Origin of the sequence: Blautia segnis (assembly GCF_014287535.1) — a bacterium.
Taxonomy (GTDB): Bacteria; Bacillota; Clostridia; order Lachnospirales; family Lachnospiraceae; genus Blautia_A; species Blautia_A acetigignens.
In genome coordinates this window covers 87,495-113,401 of sequence record NZ_JACOOT010000002.1, presented here as the reverse complement: position 1 = coordinate 113,401, position 25,907 = coordinate 87,495, and the positions used below count along the sequence as shown (strand labels likewise).

Annotated in this window: 23 protein-coding genes; 3 read left to right on the top strand and 20 right to left on the bottom strand. The window is 45.9% G+C overall.

Annotated features, from left to right (window positions below; all coding sequences use genetic code 11):
- Positions 1–5: 5 nt before the first annotated feature.
- The 3 genes from H8S54_RS00670 to H8S54_RS00660 form a co-directional block, all read right to left on the bottom strand.
- Positions 6–404, bottom strand: coding sequence for a hypothetical protein (locus H8S54_RS00670; RefSeq protein ID WP_021924674.1), 399 nt, complete (start codon positions 402–404; stop codon positions 6–8).
- Positions 405–729: 325 nt separating this feature from the next.
- Positions 730–2,067: a sensor histidine kinase gene (locus H8S54_RS00665; RefSeq protein WP_021924675.1), complete on the bottom strand. Its 1,338-nt coding sequence runs from the start codon at positions 2,065–2,067 to the stop codon at positions 730–732.
- A 23-nt stretch (positions 2,068–2,090) separates the two neighbouring features.
- Complete coding sequence (locus H8S54_RS00660; RefSeq protein WP_186900691.1) at positions 2,091–2,786, bottom strand: LytR/AlgR family response regulator transcription factor; 696 nt, start codon at positions 2,784–2,786, stop codon at positions 2,091–2,093.
- Positions 2,787–2,994: 208 nt separating this feature from the next.
- On the opposite strand from H8S54_RS00660, the gene H8S54_RS00655 reads away from it, so the two are divergent.
- A complete protein-coding gene (locus H8S54_RS00655; RefSeq protein ID WP_117853449.1) occupies positions 2,995–3,873 on the top strand; it encodes an aldose 1-epimerase family protein in 879 nt (292 codons plus the stop codon).
- Between the two features lie 166 nt (positions 3,874–4,039).
- Here H8S54_RS00655 and H8S54_RS00650 read toward each other — a convergent pair whose 3' ends face one another.
- The 10 genes from H8S54_RS00650 to H8S54_RS00605 form a co-directional block, all read right to left on the bottom strand.
- On the bottom strand, positions 4,040–5,110 hold the full coding sequence (locus H8S54_RS00650) for an acyltransferase family protein (RefSeq protein WP_117853451.1): 1,071 nt from the start codon (positions 5,108–5,110) through the stop codon (positions 4,040–4,042).
- A gap of 230 nt (positions 5,111–5,340) precedes the next feature.
- Complete coding sequence (locus H8S54_RS00645) at positions 5,341–6,735, bottom strand: glycine--tRNA ligase (RefSeq protein ID WP_117853454.1); 1,395 nt, start codon at positions 6,733–6,735, stop codon at positions 5,341–5,343.
- A gap of 107 nt (positions 6,736–6,842) precedes the next feature.
- Entirely contained in the window at positions 6,843–7,610 is a 768-nt protein-coding gene (recO, locus tag H8S54_RS00640) for a DNA repair protein RecO (RefSeq protein WP_021925368.1), read from the bottom strand.
- A 2-nt stretch (positions 7,611–7,612) separates the two neighbouring features.
- Positions 7,613–8,521, bottom strand: a complete 909-nt coding sequence (gene era, locus H8S54_RS00635) for a GTPase Era (protein WP_021925367.1) — start codon at positions 8,519–8,521, stop codon at positions 7,613–7,615.
- 73 nt (positions 8,522–8,594) lie between these two features.
- On the bottom strand, positions 8,595–11,519 hold the full coding sequence (locus H8S54_RS00630; RefSeq protein ID WP_186900690.1) for an insulinase family protein: 2,925 nt from the start codon (positions 11,517–11,519) through the stop codon (positions 8,595–8,597).
- 182 nt (positions 11,520–11,701) lie between these two features.
- The gene (locus H8S54_RS00625; RefSeq protein ID WP_021925365.1) at positions 11,702–11,881 is read right to left on the bottom strand and encodes a hypothetical protein; all 180 of its coding nucleotides are present in this window, start codon (positions 11,879–11,881) and stop codon (positions 11,702–11,704) included.
- Entirely contained in the window at positions 11,859–12,137 is a 279-nt protein-coding gene (locus H8S54_RS00620) for a BrnT family toxin (RefSeq protein ID WP_202031031.1), read from the bottom strand. The genes H8S54_RS00625 and H8S54_RS00620 overlap by 23 nt, the downstream gene beginning before the upstream one ends.
- Before the next feature lie 145 nt (positions 12,138–12,282).
- Positions 12,283–12,528, bottom strand: a complete 246-nt coding sequence (locus tag H8S54_RS00615) for a hypothetical protein (RefSeq protein ID WP_173765784.1) — start codon at positions 12,526–12,528, stop codon at positions 12,283–12,285.
- A gap of 65 nt (positions 12,529–12,593) precedes the next feature.
- A complete protein-coding gene (locus H8S54_RS00610; RefSeq protein ID WP_186900689.1) occupies positions 12,594–14,288 on the bottom strand; it encodes an amino acid ABC transporter ATP-binding/permease protein in 1,695 nt (564 codons plus the stop codon).
- On the bottom strand, positions 14,285–16,012 hold the full coding sequence (locus tag H8S54_RS00605) for an ABC transporter ATP-binding protein/permease (RefSeq protein ID WP_186900688.1): 1,728 nt from the start codon (positions 16,010–16,012) through the stop codon (positions 14,285–14,287). The genes H8S54_RS00610 and H8S54_RS00605 overlap by 4 nt, the downstream gene beginning before the upstream one ends.
- A 314-nt stretch (positions 16,013–16,326) precedes the next feature.
- Between H8S54_RS00605 and H8S54_RS00600 the strand changes: the two genes are divergently transcribed.
- A complete protein-coding gene (locus H8S54_RS00600) occupies positions 16,327–17,514 on the top strand; it encodes a hypothetical protein (protein WP_186900687.1) in 1,188 nt (395 codons plus the stop codon).
- Between the two features lie 52 nt (positions 17,515–17,566).
- Here the strand turns inward: H8S54_RS00600 and H8S54_RS00595 are convergent, their stop codons facing one another.
- From H8S54_RS00595 to H8S54_RS00570, 6 genes are all read right to left on the bottom strand, one after another.
- A complete protein-coding gene (locus H8S54_RS00595; protein WP_021925360.1) occupies positions 17,567–18,154 on the bottom strand; it encodes a DUF6553 family protein in 588 nt (195 codons plus the stop codon).
- An 11-nt stretch (positions 18,155–18,165) separates the two neighbouring features.
- Positions 18,166–19,281, bottom strand: a complete 1,116-nt coding sequence (glf, locus tag H8S54_RS00590) for a UDP-galactopyranose mutase (protein WP_021925359.1) — start codon at positions 19,279–19,281, stop codon at positions 18,166–18,168.
- A 117-nt stretch (positions 19,282–19,398) separates the two neighbouring features.
- Positions 19,399–20,934, bottom strand: a complete 1,536-nt coding sequence (gene putP / locus H8S54_RS00585; RefSeq protein ID WP_117853468.1) for a sodium/proline symporter PutP — start codon at positions 20,932–20,934, stop codon at positions 19,399–19,401.
- Between the two features lie 94 nt (positions 20,935–21,028).
- Positions 21,029–21,574: a DUF5662 family protein gene (locus H8S54_RS00580; protein WP_021925357.1), complete on the bottom strand. Its 546-nt coding sequence runs from the start codon at positions 21,572–21,574 to the stop codon at positions 21,029–21,031.
- 2 nt (positions 21,575–21,576) lie between these two features.
- On the bottom strand, positions 21,577–23,631 hold the full coding sequence (locus tag H8S54_RS00575; RefSeq protein WP_186900686.1) for a Type II secretory pathway, pullulanase PulA and related glycosidase: 2,055 nt from the start codon (positions 23,629–23,631) through the stop codon (positions 21,577–21,579).
- 82 nt (positions 23,632–23,713) lie between these two features.
- On the bottom strand, positions 23,714–24,469 hold the full coding sequence (locus H8S54_RS00570; protein WP_186900685.1) for an exodeoxyribonuclease III: 756 nt from the start codon (positions 24,467–24,469) through the stop codon (positions 23,714–23,716).
- Between the two features lie 282 nt (positions 24,470–24,751).
- Here H8S54_RS00570 and H8S54_RS00565 point away from each other — a divergent pair, with 282 nt between their 5' ends.
- On the top strand, positions 24,752–25,147 hold the full coding sequence (locus H8S54_RS00565; protein ID WP_021925354.1) for a DUF1292 domain-containing protein: 396 nt from the start codon (positions 24,752–24,754) through the stop codon (positions 25,145–25,147).
- A 153-nt stretch (positions 25,148–25,300) separates the two neighbouring features.
- On the opposite strand, the gene H8S54_RS00560 is transcribed toward H8S54_RS00565, so the two are convergent.
- Entirely contained in the window at positions 25,301–25,813 is a 513-nt protein-coding gene (locus H8S54_RS00560; RefSeq protein WP_021925353.1) for a dCTP deaminase/dUTPase family protein, read from the bottom strand.
- Positions 25,814–25,907 lie beyond the last annotated feature (94 nt).

Here is a 25,907-nt window from a genome sequence, read left to right as displayed (position 1 = left end):
ATATTTTATTTCTGCATATCCATAAAGGATGCCGCCAGATATCCCAGCCATGTAAGAATCGCAAATACTGCATAAAGGATAAATGCTTTCATATCTTCAAAACTGTATAAACCTGAAACCAGATATCCCAAACTGTCAACCTGCGGAATGATACTTAAAATAATAGCCGCCGAAAAAAGCAATGCATTCACAGTTGGTATCAGCATAAGCACTCCGGCTTTGCCGGTAAATCTGTTAATCGCAATTCCTGCCACTTCTGCAAGAATTGAGCATACGATCAGCGGCAGCACAGCAGCTCCCTGATTGTCGGCTCCAAGATAAAACAGCAGGCTGACAACAGATAAAATACCGGCTGATATTGACAGATAAAATCCAAATGTATGATTTGCAAGATGTTCCCTCATAATTACGCCTGCTCCTTTTTCTTTTTCCATAATTGTAAAACATATAAAATTCCAAATACAGTTGTCAGTATGCCCAGTCCGATTTCCACACCCAGAATTGTATTCTGCCACTAGGTTTTTACATAAACCGTTTCTGTATCACTGCTCTCCATAATTTTGCATGGGGCATTATTTTCTCCTCCTCAATAATTGATGTAAAAAATTCTTCCCAGGAATATATTTTATGTATCTTTTATAGCATATCTCAAGTACTCCTGCGGGAAATTACCCCAATGGCATCCTTTGTGTCCCCAATGGTAAATAAAGACAAAAAAAGCAGACCAGTTTATAGCTGACCTGCTTGATTCAGTGAATTAAAATCATATGTAGCTTTCACTTCAAACCATCCTTTTTCAGCGCGAAAAACTACTGTCCCGCCATATTGACTGACAATATTCCGGATACTCTTGGTGCCATATCCATGGTAACGTTTATCCTCTTTCTGTGTGACCGGCATTCCATGAGAAAATGAAATGTCCCCCTGATAGCTATTGCTTACACAAATGACCAAAAAATCCATTTTTCTGCGTATACTTACATGAATCCAGCGCTTGTCTTTCTCTTCTACTTTAGAAACACCTTCGATTGCATTATCAAGCATATTTCCAAAAAGCGCACTGATATCCATGGGATTCATGAATTCAATATATTTTCCATTTGCCACACAGGTGAGCTGTATATTTTCGTTCTGGCACTGAAGGCTTTTGGCAGTAAGGATTGTGTCAAGAATGTGGTTTCCCGTATGGTTCTGCGCTTCAAAAGCCTGGATATCCTGTTCCATTTCATTCAGATACTGCATTTTCTCATCGGAGGAAATATCAGATTTCAGAAATTCGATCTGATGTTTCAGGTCATGATATTTCTGATTGATCAGAGCAACACTCTGCTCGGACATCTGATAATTGGCATACTGTGCATCCATAGTCTGCCGAAGCATCTGAATCTCCAGTTTATCCTTAATATCCTGCAGCTGCATATGATAGGCATACAGCATAATAACCCCTCCCAAGGTTACAAGCGTCCGGATCAGAAGAATTTCCGACAGGACACTGCTGCTGAAGGGTGTATTCTTAAATATATTACTGATATTACTGAAGAGAAAAAAGGATACTGCGATCAGGGATGCATGTGCCAGTTCTTTTTTCCCGATGTGCAGCCTGAAGTTGCTCTCTTTGTATCTCTTCTCGAAGAGATTTACGATCACCACAGAACCGCTATGTACTGCCAGCAAGAAAACAGCGCTAAAAAGGATTGTATTTCCCGGCGCGATTTTCTCACGGAAATAGATTTCCAGCTGCCATTCCAGGGACGATGTAAATTCTCCGAGAATGAATGACCGGATTGTAAAATAGCATATATTATTCAGCGGCATCTCACATGTCAGATACAGCATCAAAAACAGCAGCAATATGGCAAACGCAAAGCAGGGCAAAAAATAAATTGCAAGGTTTGTGTCCGTCACAACTGAAAAGATTATGATGCAGACAAGAAATACAATCTGCAGCAGTACGGTGATGCCGGCTGTATGTTTCCTTTTATTCTCATAGCCAAATAATACAGCTGCCATCCAGTAACCCAGGGCACAATAATACCCCGGCGCACCAAGAAGCGGCATTTTTTCCATGCTAAGACCTCCTCTGGGTAAAATTAAAGTATCTGTGACAGCTTCTCCATGAACTCTGCCTTTTTCCTTCGGCTTACCGGAAGCATGTTTCCGTCTATTATACAACAGCCGTCTGAAACCCCGGTCACATAATGAAGATTGATCAGATATCCCCGGTTACTGCGGTAAAATCCATAGGGGGAAAGCTGTTCTTCAAGATCATCTAATCTTCCCCTGCTTTCCAGGATTCTGTCAGGAAGATGATAGGCCATAATGTGGCTGTGGCTTTCTATATAATGGATCTCCGTTACCTTAATCCTTAATGTTTCCTCACTTGTCTGAATGAGAAAATAATGTTCTTCCTGTCCATCCACTCTTAAAAGAGCACGGTTCAGCTTCTGCTCAAACATATTGTAGGACAATGGTTTCAGAATATAATCCAGAGCATCTACTTCATAACCTTCAATGGCGTAGGTTGCTATGCTGATAATAAACATCAGAATTACTTTTTTGTCTAATTTTCGGATTTCACGGGCAGCTGTCATTCCATCCATAAAGCGCATCTGAATATCCATGAAAATCAGGTCAAAATCCGCTGTATAATTTTCGATTATGTCTTCCCCGTCCTGAAAAAAAGAAGTCTGTATCTGCTTACCGGATTTCTCACAATACTGTTCAATATATTCCCTCAGCTGTTTTCTATACTTCTCTTCATCTTCTACAATAGCTATATGTATCATGTTTCTCCTCCGTTATCTCTACCATAAAATATAGCAGATAATGAATAGCTTCGCAATTAAAGTTTGTTTCCGTTCTTTTCAAGGTATCCATACAATTATATTATCATTTTGCACATAAATATAAAATACATATATATTTAAATAGGATATACAAATTTCACCCGCCGTAGTATAATATACCCAACATCACACACGGAGGTTTTTCATCATGAAACGAATTATCGAAAATGATTTTCTGAAAGTGACCATCGACGACCATGGCGCTGAGCTTGTAAGTATCTATGATAAAGAAAAAGACAGGGAAGTGATCTGGCAGGGAGATCCCAAATTCTGGGGACGTCATGCGCCGGTTCTATTCCCTAATGTAGGAAAGCATTACAACAACCATTATCGCATTCACGGACAGGAATATGCTTCCAAGCAGCACGGATTTGCCAGGGATACGGATTTCACCTGCATTGATTCCACACCGGATTCCGTGACCCATCAGATCCGTTCTACCGAAGACACCCGTAAGGTTTATCCTTTTGACTTCGTGCTGCGCATCCGCCACATTCTGAAGGGCCACACTCTTACCGTCAGCTGGAAGGTGGCAAACAACAGCGAAGGGGACATGTATTTCGCCATCGGCGGACATCCGGCGTTTAATGTCCCGGTTCTGCCAGACACCAAGAGAAGCGATTACCGCCTGACCTTTGACGGACAGGACAGCCTTACCTACCTTCTTCTGGATCCTGAGACCGGCACAGCCAAGGCAGATGAAGAAGCCACTCTCAAACTGGAGAATGGTACCTGTCAGATTGATGACCATATGTTTGACCATGATGCGCTGGTATTTGACAACCAGATCACCAAGGCCGGAATTGCACTTCCGGACGGCACTCCTTATCTGGAAATGCGCTGCTTGGGCTTCCCGAACTTCGGCATCTGGTCCGCTTCCCAGGACGCACCCTTTGTATGCCTGGAGCCATGGATGGGCCGCTGTGATGACTGTGGATTTACAGGGGATCTTTCTGAAAAACCATTTATCAACCATCTGAAAATGGACGAGATGTTTGAGACTGCGTATACCATTGAGGTGTTCTAAAACCCGTTTTAAAAAGGCCTTCTGCACACAAACTGCAAATACTGTTGTTCAAAGCAGCCTGCAAACAATATAAAAATACAAAATATCCTGACAAGTGCACTGCCCATTACACAGATTTTATCACTTGTTCAGGATATTTTTATTGTCTACTTACAGGAATGTTTTTTCAAACACGCTCCAGTACAGCATTCCCTACTTTAACAGTAGAATTCTCCCTCAATTTTCTCTTCGCAGCTCCATAAGCCGCCACCAATACCACGGTAGCCGCAAAAACAAACATCATCCCATACTGTCTGTATCCTCTTGCCAGCATAGTATGCCTGCCTTTAAAGCACTTTGATAGCGCCTGCAGCACCGCATAATGCAAAACATAGATCAGCATAGAATAATCTTTCCCGATTTTTGCCATTATCCGGGTTACCACATTTTCCTTATAAAAATTCTGCCATCCTATAAAAAGAAGGAAGATACAGACTGCCAGAAAAATGGTTCCACCATACTCTTCTTCTGTTCCAAGAGCATTCATTTTCGTAAGCCATCTTTGCTCCATAAGTGCCATGTTCCAGAAAACCAGAATACCGCCCAAAAGCAATGTCATTTTCTTTTTGTCAAGACAGCCCTCCAAAGCTTCTTTTCTCTCTCCAAACAGGCAGCCCAGCCAGAAAAAGGGCAGGCCACAATACAGAAAATTTCTCGCATAATAAACATGGCAATAATCTTTTCCCAGAAGGAGCAGAGAATAATTTCCCTTTATCAGGTTTCCTGCCAACAGTACCGGAACTGCCAGATATGCAAGCTTCCTTAAGCCTAAATGTTCTACAATAAATGCGATCACCAGCACATACACAAGCGCCTGTAAATACCACAAATGTGGGGACAGTGGGGAAAAATTCCATAAAATGAAATCTTCTGGCATTCTTTCTTCAAACCTGGCCAGCAGTGCATCTTTTATATTATTTCCATTTTCCAGAGCCAACAGAACCTTCCAGATCAAGTAAAACAGATTAGCTCCTATGGTAATCGTAAGGATTTTTCCAATCTGCTTAAGCTCCCGCCTGTGTGCCACTGTTTCTGAGTAAAAGAAACCAGTGATCATAAAGAAAACCGGCACTGCAAACCGACACAGAATCAAAAGTTCCGCTCCGCTTTGCACCTTCAGTGGCTTATGAATCTCCACAACAGCAAGAGCAGCAAGACATTTCAAAATATCAATACACGTCCAACGTTGTTTCTTCATTTCCTCATAACTCCCAAAATCCAAAGAACTTAACTGCCACTACGGACAACGCCATAAATATATCCAGCTAAGTTTCATCCATGGTATTTCATAACAGATGAAAGGGACTAACCTCCCATACAGATAGAAAGTCAGCCCCCTTTCATTCACTTTATTGGTCCGTCCGCGCATTACAAAATGCCTGACCGCATTAAACAATTCACAGTGCAGCTAAATGGGTTTTCCTCATCTTAGAATGTAAATTTATCTGCGAAGTAAGCATCCAGCTCGTCGATCTTAATACGAACCTGCTCCATGGAATCACGGTCACGGACTGTTACCATTCCATCTGTCTCAGAATCGAAATCGTAGGTTACGCAGAACGGAGTACCAATCTCATCCTGTCTTCTGTAACGTTTTCCGATGTTTCCACGATCGTCGAACTCGCAGTTGTATTTCTTGGATAACTGCGCATAGATCTTCTCAGCGCCCTCGTTCAGCTTCTTGGAAAGCGGAAGCACACCGATCTTAACCGGAGCAAGTGCCGGATGGAAATGAAGGACAGTACGAACATCGTTCTTCTCTGCATCCAGGACTTCCTCGTCATATGCGCTGCAAAGGAATGCCAGGACCACACGATCAGCACCAAGTGACGGCTCGATTACATATGGAATGTATTTCTGCTTCTTCTCATCGTCGAAATAGGTAAGATCCTGTCCGGATACGTTCTGATGCTGAGTCAGGTCATAGTCTGTTCTGTCAGCGATTCCCCAGAGCTCGCCCCATCCAAATGGGAAAAGGAACTCAACGTCTGTGGTAGCCTTGCTGTAGAAGCTCAGCTCCTCTTTGTCATGGTCACGGTAACGAACTTCCTCATCCTTCAGGCCAAGAGAATGCAGCCAGTTCAGGCAGAAGCTCTTCCAGTATGCAAACCACTCAAGGTCTGTGTCTGGCTCGCAGAAGAATTCAAGCTCCATCTGCTCGAACTCACGGGTACGGAAGGTGAAGTTTCCAGGTGTAATCTCGTTACGGAAGGATTTACCGATCTGGCCGATACCAAACGGAATCTTCTTACGGGAGGTTCTCTGTACGTTCTTGAAGTTTACGAAAATACCCTGAGCTGTTTCCGGTCTTAAATATACAGTATTCTTAGCATCCTCTGTTACACCCTGGAAGGTCTTGAACATCAGGTTGAACTGACGGATATCTGTGAAATTGTGTTTTCCGCAGGAAGGACATGGAACATTGTGTTTCTCGATGAAATTCTTCATCTCTTCCTGGGACCAGCCGTCTACAGAGCTCTCAAGTGTAATGTCGTTCTCCTGGCTGTAGTCCTCGATAATCTTGTCTGCACGGAAACGCTCGTGGCATTCTTTACAGTCCATAAGAGGATCGGAGAAGCTGCCAAGATGTCCGGAAGCGATCCAGGTCTGCGGGTTCATCAGAATGGCACAGTCAACACCTACATTGTATGGAGATTCCTGAATGAATTTCTGCCACCATGCACGCTTTACGTTATTTTTAAGCTCTACGCCAAGGTTTCCGTAGTCCCATGTATTGGCAAGGCCGCCATAAATCTCAGAACCCGGGTAAACAAATCCTCTTGCTTTCGCCAGAGCAATAATCTTGTCCATTGTTTTTTCCATGATATCTCTCCTCATTGTTTGATAGATGATTTTTAATCATTATACTCGTTACTTCTGCTTTTGTAAAGTTATAACGCGTACTCAATTCCGTACATTCCGGCACTTTGTTAGATCATAACCTCCAGAATCTGCAGGCTTTTGAACCTTTTGTCCGTGTTTGCGGCCACGTAGGTGCGGATGTGGTGCTCCAGTTCCCGCAGCACTTCCTTTGTCACCGTGAAATTATAAAGCCGGGTCATAGGCGAACTAACAATATACTGCATGGTATAAAGCACTGCTGGGGAAATCCGCCTTGCGCTTCTTGCCTCCGCCGCATCCGCCTTTCTCAGACAGTCTCCATCCAGAATTCCATGTGCCTCCTGGGAAAAAAACAGATTCTCTTTGCCCGCGATTTCCTCGCCGCAGTGCACACAGCGAAAAAGCTCCGGCATCAGTCCCTGCTCCGCCATAGTGCGAAGCTCAAAAATGCACCGCACCAGCCGCGGATCCAGCTCCGGATTCAGAAGGGCTTTCACAGTCAGGTAAAGAAGATTCATCATATTCTTCTCATCCGTCCCCTCATGTCCGAAGTAATCCGCAAGCTCCAGGAAATAATATCCATAGTAGATTCCCGGCTGCCTGGATGCCAGTTCCACAAAATGATGGGTCACGGTCACCTGGTTCAGATTGTAGCTGCTGCGCCCCTCAAAAAGGGTAAAATTCCCGAATACAAAGGGATTGGCTGCTGCCATAAATGGACTGTTCTGCCGTCTTGCCCCCTTTGCAAAAGCGGAAATTTTTCCCCGCTCCCTGGTAAGAAGAACGATCCGCTTGTCATACTCTCCCACGGGCTGGGCAGATAACACCACTCCCTGTACCGTGATCAGATCACTCATTTTCAGATTTCCTTCTTATCGTATCCAAAGTTTTTGATCATAAAGTCGCTGTCGCGCCAGTCTTTCTTTACCTTTACCCAAAGCTTTAAGTTCACCTTGGAGTCCAGCATGCGCTCCAGCTCGAATCTGGCGTTGCTGCCGATCTTTTTCAGCATGGCGCCGCCTTTTCCGATGATGATGCCCTTGTGGGAATCCCGCTCGCAGATAATGGTGGCTTCAATATCCACCATAGGATTTTTGCCCGGGCGCTCCTTCATCTTATCGATGGCCACAGCAATTCCGTGAGGGATCTCCGCATCCAGTGCATGAAGGGCCTTCTCACGGATCACCTCTGCCACGATCTGGCGCTGAGGCTGGTCTGTCACAGTGTCCTCGTCATAGAACATTGGTCCGTATGGAAGGTATTTCAGAATGCTGTCGATAATGTCCTCTGTATTCTGTCCCCGAAGTGCTGAGCAGGGAATGATCTCTGCAAAGTCGCAGATCTTGCGGTAAGTATCAATTGCCGGAAGGATTTCTTCCTTCTTTACTGTATCAATCTTGTTGATGATCAGAATTACCGGCACGCCAACGCCCTGAAGCTGCTCGGCAATGTGGCGCTCACCTGCTCCGATAAAGGTAGAAGGCTCTACCAGCCACATAATGGCATCCACCTCTTTCAGAGTGCGCTCTGCCACTGCGACCATATACTCTCCAAGCTTGTTCTTCGCCTTGTGGATACCTGGGGTATCCAGGAAAACGATCTGTCCCTTGTCGCAGGTGTAAACGGTCTGGATACGGTTCCTTGTGGTCTGGGGCTTCTTGGATGTGATGGCGATCTTCTGCCCGATGAGATGGTTCATCAGGGTAGACTTGCCCACATTCGGACGCCCGATAATTGCTACAAATCCGGATTTAAAATCTGGTGTCATGAAAATATATCCTCTTCTTTCTTAACAAATGGACGCAGCAGGCAAAAGGTACCTTTTATCTGCTGCGCTGTACTTAGCAGCTTACCAGCGGCTTTGTCTCCATAAATACGTCTTTCGCCTTCTCCACTGCGCTCTCGCTTCCCACAACGCAGATCTGGTCGTCTGCAAGAATGGCTTCGATCAGCGGTGCCAGTGCATGGATGTCCTCCACTGTGGCGTCTAAGATCTGATCTCTTTCCTTCTGCAGCATCTCTACAGTCAGGCCGCGGAAATATGCCATTCTGCCAAGTGCCCCCTGGGACTGCGGTGTTCTTGGAACATCCTTGCCGCTGATGGTTCCGATAATGTATTTGGTCAGTTCACGCTCATCTGCCTGGAAGGTGCGGACATACTCCGGTACGCCCTGATAAACTTCCAGAGTACGGCGAAGGTGAGGATCTCTGTAGGACACGAAATAGCTCTCACCGCTTCTTCTGAATCCGCTCATGCAGCCGTATGCGCCGCCCTTCACGCGAAGGTTGATCCAGAGATAATCGTAGCTTAAAGCCACCTTCAGAATCTCAAGGGCACCGGTATAAGCGTAGCCCTTCTTTACAAAGTTGCCGCATTTTGCCACGTACTGCACCTGGCCGGAGGTCTTGAAGCCCTCATTCTTTTTCTCACAGGTAATGGAAACGGAAGGAACCTGGCTGGTACGCTGTGGAAGGCTCTTTTTCAGTTCCCCGCAAAGCTTCTGGATCTGCTCCACAGATTCTCTTTCTCCTGTGTAGCTTACCATAAAGCTGTCCGGACGGATGATCTCCTCCACTGCGTTCAAAAGACCTGCCACGATCTCGTCTTTTTTCTCCTGGAAGTTCTTATCCAGATCCTCCACAAATTTGTAATAGCCCACTCCAGCCATCTCGTCCTGGAATTTCGCCATAGGAGATGCGTAGGAGCTGCCGCGGAGCACAGCAGTCTGATGGCCTGCGCCGATCAGGGAAGCCTGTCCTCTGGACTTGAGTTCTCCGATGATCTCACGGAGACGTTTGATATCCGTAAGCCTGGATGTATTTAAGATCTCTCCCATCATCTGGAAAAGAAAATCCATCTGGGAATAAAGCGCTTTGCCTCGGATAGTGAACATGGTGCGGAATACTTCCGGATCATTTGCCTTGTCAAAAACATCGACACCGCACTGGATTCCACCTGTTCTGGCATTGATTTCATTGAACAGCTGTCCGTAGGTGTAGTCCTTGGTGTCCACATAGCCAAGAACGGATTTCAGAAGACCAAGGTAATGCACCTTCTCCACTTCCATATCCCGGATTTCGAACATCACATTCACATAGCCGATTCCATTGGTACATACATCCTGATACAAAAACAGGCTGTCGTCCACTGCAAGCTCTTCGTTGGAAAATCCCTCAACCTCTCTTCGGATATCGGAGCGTTTAAGCATAGGGATGCATTCCAGATCCTCCGGATTCTCCTCAGATTCCTGATATGCTTCAAGAGCTTTTGTTTTTCTTACCAGTTCCTCCAGCTCTGCATCAGAAAGGCTGCTTCTGTACTTCTCAAGCATCTCCTCCAGATCCTTCTCTCTTTTGGCAGCAAGGCCACGCTTTGGAATCAGGGTAAGGATGGTGCCGTGGGTATTATCAAGAAGCCATTTCCGGATAATTTCTTCAAAGTATCCCTCGTTAACTGCTTCCTTCAGTCTGTCATAAATGGCAAGAAGCTTCACCTGGGCAAAAGGATTTTCATCATCATAGAGCCAGCTTCCCAAAATATCAAGACCGTACATCAGTCCCTTTGGATAGGAACCGAAATCAGCCTCGCGGTAACGGAATTCCATATAATTGATTCCCGCAAGAATCGCTTTTTTGTCAACTCCATTCTTCACAATGTCCTGAAGACATTTTCGGATAGTGGATACAAATTCTTCTTTCTGGCTGGTCTTGGCACCTTTTGCCACAATAGAGAAGAATGGCTGCAAAACTCCATCGTCATAAGAGCCATAAATATCCTTACCGATCTGTGCATCCAGAAGTGCTTTCTTCAGCGGAGCTCCCGGAGCGCTAAGAAGTGCATAATCCAGCACATCAAATGCTACTCCAAGCATGCTGTCCATAGCATTTCCCACAACCATATTAAAGGAAAGATAAGTATTATCCTCTTCTTCCTCATTCTCAGCCACAGGATACTCTTCCTCAAGATCCTTCACCTGAGAAAATGGAGCCTGCTCCAAAATGCGGGAATCCACAGCAAGAGCATCAAAAGCGGAAAGATATTTTTCATCGATAAAACGCAGCTTCTCCTCCATATCCATATTTCCGTAAAGATATATATAGCTGTTGGAAGGATGATAATATGTGCGGTGGAAATTCAGGAACTCCTCATAGGAAAGCTCTGGAATATTCTCCGGGTCGCCTCCGGATTCCACGCCATAAGTATTATCCGGGAAAAGGCTGCTCTTAATCTGCCTGTCCAGAACCTCGTCAGGGGAAGAAAATGCCCCCTTCATCTCATTGTATACAACGCCATTGTAGGTCAAAGGACCTTCTTTATTCTCAAGATGATAGCTCCAGCCTTCCTGACGGAAGATTTCTTCTTTCTTATAGATATTGGGATAAAAAACAGCATCCAGATACACATGCATCAGGTTCTGGAAATCCTGGTCATTGCAGCTTGCTACCGGATAGCAGGTCTTGTCCGGGTAGGTCATGGCATTTAAAAAGGTGTTCAAAGAACCCTTTACCAGCTCTACAAATGGATCCTTCAGCGGGAACTCACGGGAACCGCAGAGTACGCTGTGCTCCAGAATGTGTGGAACTCCTGTGCTGTTGGCAGGAGGGGTGCGAAACGCAATGGAAAATACCTTGTTCTCATCATCGTTCTCGATCAGGATCAGTCTTGCTCCGGTTTTCTTGTGGCGGAGCAGATAGCCTGTGGAATGGATGTCTGTAAGATTTTCTTGTGTTACAATTTCGTATGCAGGAATGTTTTCTATTTTCATTTTTTCCTCCAAAAGTCCAGTCTGGAGACAATGCCGCCAGATTGGTTTTATTTTCTATCATATCCAGGCCTGCAAAAACTATGCCCGGACTTTATTCATAAGGTATATTATACCATCTTCGCGCTGATAAGCGCAATATAAATAATTGGGGACCCGGCAATGCCGGATCCCTGTCATTTTGGCTATGCATTTTTCTTTCTGTTGCGTTGTATCACACAGCTTTTTAAAGCTTTATACATTGCAGGAGATAATTCCGGGGCATCTTCATCTGCTACGATTGGATACTTTTTGGCTTCCATAACCTCTTTCAGCTGTTCCTGTGTTGGTTTCTGTCCTTTTTCAATAGTAAATGTTCTGGTCATAATAAAGCCTCCTTTCAGTCTCTGTCGCAAGCCTTGCGGATATTAGCCGGATATTGTCTTTTCTCTCAGTAAAAACAACAAATAATACATCACCGACACACCCAATTGCTATATAACGGTCTTCCTCTATACTATGTTCGAAATCGTACATTTCAATGTAATTTTCATCTTCAAATACGTATGCTGCTGTTTCAAAGGATATCTTATGTTTTTTCTGATTAATCTGATTCTTTTCTTCGTCCCATTCAAACCTCAATGTCACATATTTCTCCTTTTCTACTAATATATCATACTTTCCTGTTTTCTTCCATCTTATATTTAAAATTTCAGGCGCGAGAATAAAAAGTATGGCAGGCTGCACGATGTAATCGGACAGCCGCCATATGGTTGGTTAAATTTCTTTACTGCTCTTTTTCTGCAGAGGTTGTTTCTGGCTCAGCTTTTTCTTCTGCAGCTTCTTCTGTAGCTTCTTCTGTTTCCACTTTTGCTTCTTCTGCTGCAGCGTCCATCTGTACAGCTGGGGTAAGGCCATAGGTTAAGGACAGTTCTACATTGGACATTGCCATTCCGCACACCTTACGTGTTACAGATACTGCCTGAACGCCTGTGATCTTTCCTTCCATTGTCTGGCCGCTTCCGCCGGACATCACAGTACTCCTGTTACTATCATGGTTCTAAATGCGCTGTTCTTCATTTTAGGTTCCTCTCTTTTTTATTTTGTAGCTTCTGTCATATAACCGTTTTCCACTTTATAAATCCGGTCTGCAATAGCCATTGTGGATTCCCGGTGTGAAACCAGAATAATGCTCTTTTTGCTCTTCTGCTGTGCCAGTGCCTTGAGAATGATTCCCTCATTGATACTGTCCACGTTGCTGGTTGGCTCGTCCAGCAGAATCAGCTGCCGTCCGCCAAGGAATGCTCTTGCCAGTCCCAGTCTTTGTTTTTCACCGGAGGATAAGGCATCTCCCATGGCTCCCACTCTCGTCTGATAGCCATTTGGAAGACTCATAACAAAGTCATGCACCGATGCCAGACGGCAGGCCTGTTCCATTTCCACCTGGGTAGCATCCGGCTTTGCAATCCTTAAGTTTTCTTCGATGGTATCGTCAAACAGATAGGTCACCTGGCTTACCATGGTCACATTGTCCAGAAGATTGTCACTGTTGATCTTTTCGATGTCGGTTCCGTTAAACAGGATTTCCCCGCTGTCTTTTGACCAGAAACGAAGCAAAAGCTTTAACAGTGTGGATTTTCCGCAGCCGCTTTCTCCGATGATTCCTACGATCTCGCCTTTTTGTGCCTGCATACACACATCTTTTAAGACAGGTTCATTTTTCTGGTAGGCAAAGGAAAGCTTCCTCACTTCCAGATTTTCGTATGTAATATTTTTTCCATCTGTAATCTCTTCTACTGCTGGTACCTCCTCCAGAAGATTCAGGACACGGTCACCACTGGCAAAGGTCTGGGTCAGATTACCAGGCAGAGCGGAAATGGCCACTACCGGTCCGAAGCTTCCAAATATGGCAACCACGCCAATGATCATTTTTCCAGAAGTCAAATTGCCGGTATAGACCAGAACGATTCCTGCGATCAATGTGAGCATTACAAAAACGGAAACAGCCAGTTCTGTGATTGCTGACGCTTTTCCGGTTTCCTCTTTCATTTTCCTTGTCTCTTCCAGAAGACATTCTGATCTGCGGTTGACTTCCTGCTCTCTTTTTTCTCCTGCATTGTGGAACAAAATGTCTTTAATTCCCTTAATACTGTCCAGATAATAGGCATTAAAAGAAGCAAACTCTTTTCGATAGGTAACACCAGGCTCTTTTAATGCTGCGGAAGAAATCATAGGCACCACAATGCCGATCACCAGATAACCGATCAGTGCCACCAGTGCCAGCCACGGGCTTGCCGCAAGCCAGGTAAACAAACATACGCTAAAAGATACAAGAATGGCAATGCAGATTGGTGACAGGGTATGGGCATAAAATACTTCCAGTGTTTCAATATCAGATGTGAGCATGGCAATGATGCTTCCCTTTTGCTTGCTTTCCAGCTTGGCCGGACAGAGCTTTCGAAGTACACCGAAAATTTTGTCTCTCAAAATGGCCAGCAGATGAAAGGCAATGTAATGGTTGCTGTACTGCTCAATATAGCGAAGCAGTCCGCGGAGAATTCCGCATCCTACTGCAAGAGCGATGATCCATTCATAAGAAAGCCAGATAGGTTCCCCCAGTGCCTTGGCTACGCCCAGTGCGCCGAACAGTGTTACGCTCATGGCGCAAAGATAACCGATGCTTCCGTTTATGACAGCCAGGATCAGGACTGCCGCAAAGCTTCCCAGAAGACTGATCAGATGGGCCATAATACTGATTCCACTTCTTCGAAGTGTCTGTTTTACCTGATTCATGCGCTCACCTCCGCATATCCCTTTTCCAGTTCTTTCTGTCTGCGGTAAAGCATTGCATAGCCACCCTTTGCATCCATCAGGGACTGGTGATTTCCACATTCTTTTACTTCTTTGCTTTCCATATAATAGATTCTGTCAGCAGGTACGATATTTTCCAGACGGTGGGAAATGACAATCACATTCTTTTCTTTGGAAAGTGCCTTGATGTTTTTCATAATGATCTCTTCACTTTCGATGTCGATGTTGCTGGTGGCCTCATCGAAGATGTAAATGTCTTTATCTGCCACAAGATTTACAGCCAGTGCCAGTCTTTGCTTCTGTCCCCCGGAGATGTTGGCTGCATCCTCGGAAATGCTCTTGTCCAGCCCACCGTTTTCTTCTATGAATTTCCACAGATTCACTTTATTTAAGGCAGCTTCCATCTGCTCGTCCGTAGCCCATGGAGATGCCAGACAGAAGTTGTTTCGCACAGTATCATTAAAAATATAGGTATTACAGCTAACCACAGCCAGATGGCTATAATAGTCTGCCCGTGACAGCTGGCCAAGTTTTGTGTTTCCCACTGATACAGAGCCTTTTTGCGGTATCAGGTTTCCATTCATCAATCCTACAATGGTGGATTTGCCGCAACCGGACTCGCCTACGATCGCAGTCATTCCTTTTTCCGGGAAAGTCATGTTCACATCTTTTAATACTTCTCTTTTTCCATCATAAGAAAAGCTTACGTGATCCAGCACAACCTCATTTCCGGTTACGGATTCGCTTCCCCACCTGGGTTCTTCCATTTCCAACAGGGAAATAATCTTCTTCCCTGCACTTACACCGTTCATGGCCACATGGAAGGCACTTCCGAAGGCACGAAGGGGAAGGAAAAAGTCTACGGCCACCAGCATCAGAAATACTGCGGACATCACGGTGATCCTTCCGTCTGCCAGATCTCTTACTGCAAATGCAATTCCGGCTCCCGCTCCACCGTAAGCCACCAAATCCATAATGGTGGTGCTGGCCAGCTGCATGGTAAGAACCTTCATGGTAATCTCACGGAACTCTTCTGCATTCTGATTCATTTTTTCATGCTGTCTTGCATCTGCCTTAAAAATCTTCAGTTCTTTTAAGCCCTGTACGTTGTCCAGGAAATAATCTCCCATGGCAGTGTATTTATCCCAGTATTTGGCAAAGATTTTCTTTGCCCACTTGGACACCGCAATAATGGACACCGGAATCAACGGCACGCAGCACAGCAGCACAATAGCTACTTTTGCATCCAGCCTTACGGTTACAATAAATAAGATTACCGGAGCCAGCATGGCATAAAAAAATTGAGGAATATAATTGGAAAAATACAGATCCAACTGCTCGATTCCTTCCATACTTACCTGGGTCAGACCTGCCATACTCATTTCGCTGGTGCTTTTCATACCCAGACAGATCATTTTGTTGTAGGTTCTGGCACGCAGATCTCGTTTTACCTCACGTCCGATACTATCCTTCAGACGGGCTGTGCATCTGGTGCAGGCGTAGCGGATTAGCAAAGCCGCGATGCCAGTCAGCAGCGTTGGCACATAGTCCCCCGGTGCTGCGTGTTCCAGCATCAGACGGATCGCCTGGCAGATACACATGGTGATTCCCAGATTGGCACATAGCCCGATCACCATACTGATGACCGTATATACAATGTACTTCTTCTTATCACCTAAAAGTCTTAGCAAGTCTTTATCAATCATACTTGTTCCCCCGAACTCTTTTTCTTGTTCTGCAACTTTAGTTAGCTAATTCTAATACAGGCAGTAAAAAAAGGGGGGAACGAATCCCCTCTTTTTGCTTCCATTTGATTAGTCTTTCCTAACGTCAGTACATTATGTATAACATACAAATAGCTGGTTGTCAATCGACTTTTTTTCGTTAAATAGCAAATCTCTTAAATTTACCTTGCCTGCCTGGAAATGCCTTTTTCTAAAAAATTATTGCATTTTCTATGATGTATCTTGTTGTATTTTCGAATTCATGGTAAAATAAAAGAAAAAAGGAGGCCGCACATATGTTTCTAAAGAAAACCCCAAAGCCAAAAGGCACTTATCTGGCCATCACAGAGTCCTATTATGATAAAGAGAAAAAAGCTACCAGGCAGAAAACCATTATGGGCCTTGGTTATCTGGAGGAGCTTCGGAAGGAATTTCCAGATCCCATTGCCTACTTTGAAAAGGTTGTGGCAGACATGAACCAGGAACGGGAAGAGAAGAAGAATTCTGTGGTTTACGTAGACCTTACTGCTGCCCTCTCCCCAGGCGAGCGCACTTTGAAAAATGCAGGCTACGGCGTTTTGAAGCACATTTACAAGGAACTGCAGCTTGATATTTTCTGGCGCACCAAAACATGGAATCTCTCCCTTTCCTACAATATAGAAGAAATCTTCCGCCTGCTGATCATTTCCCAGATCCTCTATCCGCAGCTTCCATGGAAGGACGCCATAAATCAGGTGCCTTATTTCGAGAATCTGACGCCATTTCAGGAGGAAGACCTCTTAAAGGCACTCCAGCTCATCCAGAAATACCAAAGAGACATTCAGAAATGGCTGTATGACCATTCTGCCAATGTAATTTCCTGTAATTTCAGCAGAATACACCATGAAGAAGCAGATTATGCATTTTCACGCCAAACCGGCAGTGCTTCTGCGAGAAAATCAGTTTCCCGGCAAAGTGCCTCTGCCATCCACATGGAGTTTCTCACAGATCAGCAGGGAATTCCCCTTGCATATGACCTTTCTATCCGTGGTACTATGTTGAACCAGTCGATTTCCAACGCGGCAAGGCGCATCAGCCGGGATCATCTAAGCGGGCAGAGCCCTGAGGAATTTGTCTTCCGGCCATCCGTGGAAGATACCGCCTCAGAATTTTATACATACATGGAATCTGCCCTTGCCATTTCCAAAAGCACTATGCCGGCAGCTTCTTCTGAAGAGGTTGGACAGGCAGTCAGCGCCCAGGTTATCATCAGCTTTACTGCCTTTACCATTCTGCGCCTCCTTGAGGCAAAGTTGGATTTCACCTTTTCCAGGGATCAGATCATATCGTCCCTTCTGAACTACAACTGCATGCAGATCGCCGGCAACATTTATCAGTTCACCTACTATGATTCTCTTCTTGCAGCCTGCGAAGCCAGCCTTGGCCTGGAACTGCATAATAAATACCGCAGCCAGCTCCAGATCCGGAGACTGCTGCGGTATTAATCAGATACTTATTCATATTCAGATTCCTGCGGCATACAGATGCAGGAATCTTTCAGGCTCTCAGGCTTCCCTCTCCCGGGAAATGAAGCTCATACATCTCACGGGCAGCCCGTGTAATCATACCCAATTCTTCCTCCAGCTTCAGTGTCTGGGGAAGCTCCACTGCGGTGTGGTAAATGTCAGCTTTCAGCTTGTCCTTCGCCTGCTCGCTGCTCATCTTGAGAATACCGAACAACGTGCTGTTGTATGCCTTGTCAGACTCACTTAACTCCATATAAGTCTTCACCATATGGCAGCACTCCCGGTAAAGCATATCCTCGTAATCCTTGCCTTTGGCGCGGATCTCCTGAAATTTCATCTTATCCAGCTGCTTTAAGATCTCCTTGCGGCCGCCGCGCACGCCCATAAAACGCTTGGCGCTGTCCCGGTTAAACTCCATAAGCATCCACAGCGCGATCAGGCCGTCTGCACGGGTATCCCCTCCAAGCTCGGATTTGTCCTGATAACGGATGTCCCAAAGCTCCCTGCGGATCTTGTTCAGCTCTGGCTCCTCTCCTGCCTCAATGGACATGTTTAAAAGCGCCAGACGCTTCGCCGGGTCCGCTTCTCTGTAGTATTGTGTAATAGTTGGGGTATCCATAATTTTCTCCTTTATGCCTCTTCGTAGGTCAGCTCTGTCTCAGCCATATTCAGAGCCTCCTCAATGACCTTATCCATGTCCATATAGCGGTACATGCCAAGGCGTCCGCCAAACAGCACATTCTTCTCTTCCAGTGCCAGGCGCTCATATTTATCAAACAGCTCGTCATTCTTGGGGTCGTTGATCGGATAATAAGGCTCCTTGCCCTTCTCCCATGCTGCCGGATATTCTCTGGTGATCACGGTCTTCGGCTGTGTGCCGAACTCAAAGTGCTTGTGCTCAATAATTCTGGTGTACGGCACCTCATAATCGGTATAATTCACAACCGCATTGCCCTGATAATTGCCCATATCCAGAACCTCGGTCTCAAAGCGCAGGGAACGGTATTCCAGCTCGCCATAGCAGTAGTTGTAGAACTCATCGATCATTCCGGTAAACAGGATCTTGTCTGCCTGTGCGCTAAGCTCTTCCCTGTTGTCAAAGAAATCGGTCTTTAAGCATACCTGTACGCCCTCAAGAAGCTTCTTGATAATGCGTGTGTATCCGCCCTTGGGGATACCCTGGTAAGGATCTTTGAAATAGTTGTTGTCATAGGTGTAGCGAAGCGGCAGTCTCTTAATGATAAATGCAGGAAGATCCTTGCACTCTCTTCCCCACTGCTTTCTTGTGTAGCCCTCTACCAGCTTCTCATACACATCCTGTCCTACCAGCGCCAGAGCCTGCTCCTCCAGGTTCTTCGGATGCGTGATGTGCATGCGGCTGATCTGCTCCTGGATCTTCGCCTTGGCCTGTGCAGGTGTCTTCACACCCCACAGCTGATGGAAGGTGTTCATGTTAAACGGAAGGTTATACAGCTCGTCCTTATACACTGCGATAGGTGAATTCACGAAATGGTTAAACTCTGTAAACTGGTTCACATAGTCCCAGATTTCCTTCTTGGAGGTGTGGAAAATATGTGCGCCGTATCTGTGCACCTGGATTCCCTCCACATCCTCTGTGTAAATGTTGCCTCCGATATGATCACGCTTGTCGATTACCAGACAGGTCTTTCCCTTTTTGGTGGCCTCATGGGCAAATACAGCTCCAAACAGTCCGGCTCCTACGATCAAATAGTCATATTTTTTCATCTTGTGTTGCCCCTTTCCGACTAAAGATAATATCATTATAACAAATTTTCAGAAAAAAAGGTAGCCCTTTACTGTCAGGACTACCTTTTTTTATAAAAGTTTTAGATTTGAACTTTATTATTTCGCAGCAACCTTATCAAACTCATCTGTAATTTCTTTGGAAGGCGCTTTTGTAAGAAGACTGACTATCACGATCACCACAAGGCTAAGAAGGAAACCTACTGCCAGAGAATAAAGCCCTGTATAGGTTCCAAGTGTCTGTCCACCCACCAGCGGGATATAGTCCCAGATGATAACGGTAAGACCGCCTGTCACCATTCCTGCAATGGCACCCTGAAGGTTGGTTCTTCTCCAGAACAGAGACATTACCACAATCGGTCCAAATGCGGCTCCAAGACCTGCCCATGCATTGGACACCAGTCCCATAATGCTGCTGTTAGGATCCCATGCGATTGCAAAAGCAATTATTGCGATCACAATAACCGTAATACGGCTTACCCTTAAAATCTCCTTAGAATCTGCATCCTTCTTGATAAAGTTATGATACAGATCCTCAGACACTGCAGACGCCGTTACCAGAAGCTGGGAATCTGCGGTAGACATAATTGCTGCCAGAATTCCGCAAAGGAACAGTCCGCCGATAAATGGCAGTGCCAGCTGAGAAGTAAATACCTTGCGAATCATTTCAATAAATACGCTTTCAGAAGAAGCAGCTCCATTTTCACCAAGAATGGTTGGAAGCAGGTAAGCTCTGCCGATGACCGCAATGGCAAATGCAGCTGTCAGAGAAAGTAAATCCCATATAATGGCGATCACCCAAGACTTCTTCAGCTCTTTCTCACTTCTGACTGCCATAAATCTTACCAGAACGTGAGGCATTCCGCAGTATCCGAAGCCCCATGCCAGCTGGGAAAAGATTTCCACAAAGGTATATGGTCTGTCTCCATTTATAAAAGGATTCAGGTAAGCATTTGCGCCCCCAGTGACACCACTTTGTGTGATCAGATCTGTCAGATTGCCAGGAAGCAGGAAATATGCTACCAATGGTACGACCAGAAGGCCAATAAGCATCAGAGTACCCTGTACAAAGTCTGTGACGCACACTGCCATAAATCCTCCCATAAAGGTGTAGCAGAGGATAACTGCTGCTCCAATGGCAAGTGCCACATGGTAATCCAGTCCGAATACGGTGTTAAACAGTTTTCCGCCTGCTGCCAGGGCAGATGCTGTATATACCAGAAAAAAGACTACGATAACAATAGATGAGATCAGAAGCAGAATCTTTTTCTTATCACGGTACCGATTCTCAAAAAATGCCGGGATAGTCATGGAATTATTAGCCACGATGGTGTATTTACGAAGTCTTCCTGAAATGCATACCCAGTTCAGAACGGTGCCGATAAACAGTCCCACCGCAATCCAGATCTGCCCGGATCCCAGAGAATAAATTGCTCCCGGAAGCCCCATCAGAAGCCACCCGCTCATATCAGAAGCCTGTGCGGAAAGTGCTGCCACCCATCCGTTCAGTCCTCTTCCTCCAAGGAAATAATCCTCTGAGCTGGAGGTCTTTTTCATGTAAACCGCGCCAATGACGATCATCATTGCCAGGTAAAACACAAAAGCTGTCAAAATTATTGCTGTTGTAGTAACCACTTTTTCTCCTCCTCTGTTGCTGCTGTCTGCAGACAGCCAAATTACATATTTACTACTTTACCACAGAAGAGTATAAAAGCGCAAGCTATATTATTTATTTTTTTCCTTTTTTGAGATACACATTTTTGATGTACCACAGAGCCTTGTCTTCGCCCTTGTCAGAAAGGATGCGAAGAAGCCCTTCTAATTCCTTCTTTGTCTGGGGATGGACGAACCACAGCTTAGGCTTGCTTTTGAGGAAATATTCAAGCGGCTGGTGATTGTCATAGGCATCTCCAAGATAAGTTCTGGAGGCGCTGATCCGGTCCATCACCATCTCTGCCACATATCTGCGGGGCATCCTGGCCCCCATGATCACGTGCTCCGGATCGTTTATGGCATAGTCCACCCAATGCTCATAGTGGTGCTTGTTACGGCCCTTATGATGCAGCCACGCGGTGGACACGCCGATGTCCTCCCGCTCCGCGTTATTTGGGCTTCTTGTCCCCTGATAATATTTGCAGCCCACCAGGAACTCTGCCGGGGAATACTTGGAAAGGTCGTGAAGCAGTCCCTGCTTGTAAAGCCCGATGCGGAAGCAGTATCTCATGACCATAAGCTTATGCTTGGTAATAGTTTTAAAGTGAAGCCACGGATGCATCCTCATCCAGCCTCCTTTCCATTTACATTTTCAGCTGAATCTGCAGGCTTTTCTGGTTTCGCCTCATCTGCTGCCGGGATTTCCACACTTTCTTCTTTCACGAAATTCCCAGTCAGCGCTCCTTTTCCAGCATCTGATAATACCGGATTTTCGCTTTTCTTTCCTTTTCCCTTATGTTTCTTCTCCGGTTCCGGTTTCTTCACGCCCTGAAGCACCACCACAGTACGGGGGCCAACTTCCACGCTTCTTTCATAAACCTGGCCATTTTCCCCGTAAAAGCCATCGCAGGTCAGATCTCCGGTATCCATTACTTTCTTCCACTCCATTCCCTCCGGAAGATTGGGAAGGGCCATGCTTCTTGTCTCCCAGTGGAAATTAAAGCCTACATAGAGGAAGTCATCTCCAGTTCCATCTGCCTGCCGTGCATACTCCCCGCACAGCATCATGCCGATCATGCGGCTGGTGTTTTCCATATTGCAGAACCATGCCCGCTCACCGTGGAAGGACAGGTCCGGGAAACCTTTGCCCAGATAATCTGCCTCTTTCATGCTCTCGTTCATATGGAAAACCGGATGGGTTTTTCGAAGAGCCACTGCCTTTTTCACAAAGGCAAGCATGCTGGCATTTTTCCGAAGGCCCCGCCAGTCGATCCAGCCAATGGGATTGTCCTGGCAGTAGGCATTGTTATTGCCCTCCTGGGAATTGCCGATCTCGTCGCCGCCGTAAATCATGGGAACCCCCTGGGAAAACAGCAGCATTGCAAAGGCAGCCCGCATCTGGCGCTCCCGCATCTGACGGATCCACTGCTTCCGGCTTGGCCCTTCTATGCCGCAGTTCCAGGAATAATTATAGCTGCAGCCGTCGTTATTGCCCTCTCCGTTTGCCTCATTGTGCTTGTAATTATAGGAAACAAGGTCATTCAAAGTAAAACCGTCCTGGCAGGTAATGTAATTGATCACCCCGTGGTCATCCGGGTTGTGACGGATCCGGTACTGCACCGCCGGGACCATATCCTCATCGCTTTTTAGGAATCTTCTCATATCCTGCAAAAAGCCCAGATTGTACTCTGCAAAGCAGCGTTTCTTCTGTTTCTGGTGCTTATAAAGAGTAGCTGTGTCCATTCCGTCTGCCAGAATTTTGGTTCCTGCAAGCAGGCCATCCTTCATGATCAGAGCAAGCGGTGCCCCCGCGCCTAACACATGGAAGCCGTCCACATGGTAATTCTGTTTCCAGAACTGCAGCGCCCGAAGAGCCATCAGAGGATTGGCCTCCGCCGGGAAATACATTTCCATCATACAGCTGATTCCCGCCTTATGGAAAGCCTTGATCATATCGCAGAATTCCCTGTGGGGATCTTTCGTTGCGCAGTAAGAGCGCTTTGGCGCAAAATAGAGTCCATTTCCATAGCCCCAGTAGTTTACTTCATCCTTCTTGCCCTTTGTGGAAACCAGCCCCTCCGGCTCCTTTTGCCGGCTGATTTCCATAAATTCATAGGCAGGCATCAGCTCTACGGTGTTAATTCCAAGTTCCTGCCAGTATGGGATCATCTGGATCAGGCCTTCAAAGGTTCCCCGAAGCTTCGCAGGAAGCTTGGACTGCTTGGTATAACCCCGGACGTGAACCTTGTAAAGGATCATGTCCCCGAAATCCGTTTCCGGTGATTTCTCATCCTCCCAGTCGTACCCTTCCCCGGACCAGAATCCGCAGCGTACCTTGTGGGGATCGGTATCCCAGGGAGCCCCGAAGTGCTCTCTTCCGCTGATTCTGCTGGCACAGGGATCCAGGCAGATTTCCCCGTTGATCCTAAAATTGTATTCCAGGCTGTTTACATTTAATTTTTTCATAAAGACAGAAAAAATACGTCCTGTCCGGTATTTCTCATCCAGAAGAAGCTCGTAAAATGGCTCCTTTCCATTCTTTCTGTAAAGAAGCAAAAAGACCTTGGCGTCCTCATCTGCTTCCACTGCAAAATTATATCCATCGATCATCTGGCTTGCCCCAAGTAAAAGGGGAGAACCGGATGTTACAACCACGCTCTTATTTCCCGGTATTGCCACTTTTAATGCCCTCCTGTCTTTGTCTGATGTCCCGTCCCGGCTAAATGTTTCAGGCTTTTTTCCTGCCAGAGCTTGTTTGAATCTAAAATTTCAGATCCAGTTCCACCGGGCAATGATCAGATCCCATAATGTCGCTGTGGATCTTCGCATCTTCCAGCTTTTCTTTCAGCGATGGAGACGTAATAAAATAGTCGATTCTCCATCCGGCGTTCTTCTCCCTAGCCTTGAAACGATAAGACCACCAGGAATACGCGCCCTCCAGATCCGGGTAAAAATAGCGGAAGGTATCGATAAATCCAGCTTCCAGCACTTTGGTAAAGCAGGCACGCTCCTCGTCTGTGAAGCCGGCATTCATCCGATTGGTCTTGGGGTTCTTCAGGTCGATTTCCTGGTGTGCCACATTCATGTCCCCGCAGCAGATCACAGGCTTCTTCTCCTGCAGCTTCAGAAGATAGGCAAGGAAATCCCGCTCCCATTCCATGCGGTATTCCAGCCTGCGAAGCTCGGACTGGGAATTGGGCGTGTACACGGTCACCAGATAAAAATCCTCCATCTCGGCGTTGATCACACGGCCTTCCTTGTCATGCTCTTCTATTCCAAGTCCGTAGGTCACGGACAGCGGCTCCTTCTTCGTGAATACGGCGGTTCCGGAATAGCCTTTGCGGTTGGCATAGTTCCAGTACTGATGATAGCCCGGAAGTTCCAGCTTCACCTGATTCTCCTGGCATTTGGTCTCCTGCAGACAGAAAATATCTGCGTCCAGCTTTGCAAAGCTCTCCTCAAAGCCCTTGGTGATACATGCGCGGATTCCATTTACGTTCCATGATACAAGCTTCATGTTATTCTCCAATCTGTAAAAATTATGGTTATTGCTCACATATTTCACAATCACACTCTTTGTCCGTTATTGTCTGTGAACAATAATTATATTCTAACACTTTCTTCATTATAACACAGTTTTCCCTATTCACAAAACCTTATTTTTCTGGTACAATCTTAATATTCACGAATTGCCCTGCCCTAGAGCGTGTTTGAAAAAGGCTTTCTGCAGGAATGATTTTTCAAACAGGCTCTAAGGCGCCTTGGGCAGTTTGATCAAAAATAAAGCGAGGTATTTCAAATGAGTGATTTAGATGTGAATAATTCCTGCGGAAGCTGTGGAAGCAGCGCATCCTGCGGCGGTTCTGACTGCTCCACCTGCGGCGGCTGCAGCACAGATCCGAACCAGCACAGCACCATTACCCTGACCATGGAGGACGACACCGAGGTAGAATGCGCCATCCTGACCATTTTCCCGGTAGATGCCAAGGAGTATATTGCCCTTCTTCCACTTGATGAGAACGGACAGAACCACGACGGCGAGGTTTATCTGTATTCCTTCGCCCGCACCGAGACAGGCGCTCCTATGCTTTCCAATATCGAGAGCGACGAGGAGTACAATAAGGCTGCCATCGCATTTGACACAGTACTGCAGAATGCGAAAGAGGCAGAGGCTGCCGGAATACCGTTAGAGTAATTTCCCGGATTTTCTTTTTCAAAAATTTTTAAGCAATCAAAAAGCAGGCTCTGTGATTGATAACTCTTTCACATTGCCTGCTTTTATGGTTTATAATATTCGAAATCCGCTGATTTACTCACATTTCCCGCGGACTTTGCTCACTGATTTTTCTTACTTCGTAGTACTTCCGAATCCGCCGTTTCTCACATCTGTCACATCATCATCCACTGTGATTCCATACTCCACAAAGATTCCCTGCATGAACCCGGTGTCCGCCTTTAACTCCACCACCTTATTCTCATTGGTGTCATTGGTCAGCTTGGCGAAAATATGGCCTTCGTTGTCAGAATAGAAATAATCGCTGTCAATAATTCCAACGGTATTGTTCAGCTGCAGGCGGTATTTGAATCCAAGACCGCTTCTTGGATAGCATTTCAGCACCCACTCCTGATCCATCTCCACACGGATTCCTGTTGGGAACTTGACTGTCTCACCCGGCTTGATAGTAAAATCCACCGGGGAAAAGAAATCATAACCCGCACTTCCTGCTGTGGCACGTCTTGGCAGACGGATTCCCTCGTAAATCTTCTCTGCTTCCTCCACAGTAGCACCCTCAAAAGCATCCATCCAGTCTGCCACGAAGCGCTCTTTACTTACTTTATGAAATTTCCCGATTCTCTTCATAATTCCTCCTGTAAATCACATAATTCATGCTGTGCAGGCCCTATGCTGCACCTACCTCATTTCATTCAGTGCATGCCCTAAACGCGTTTTTATC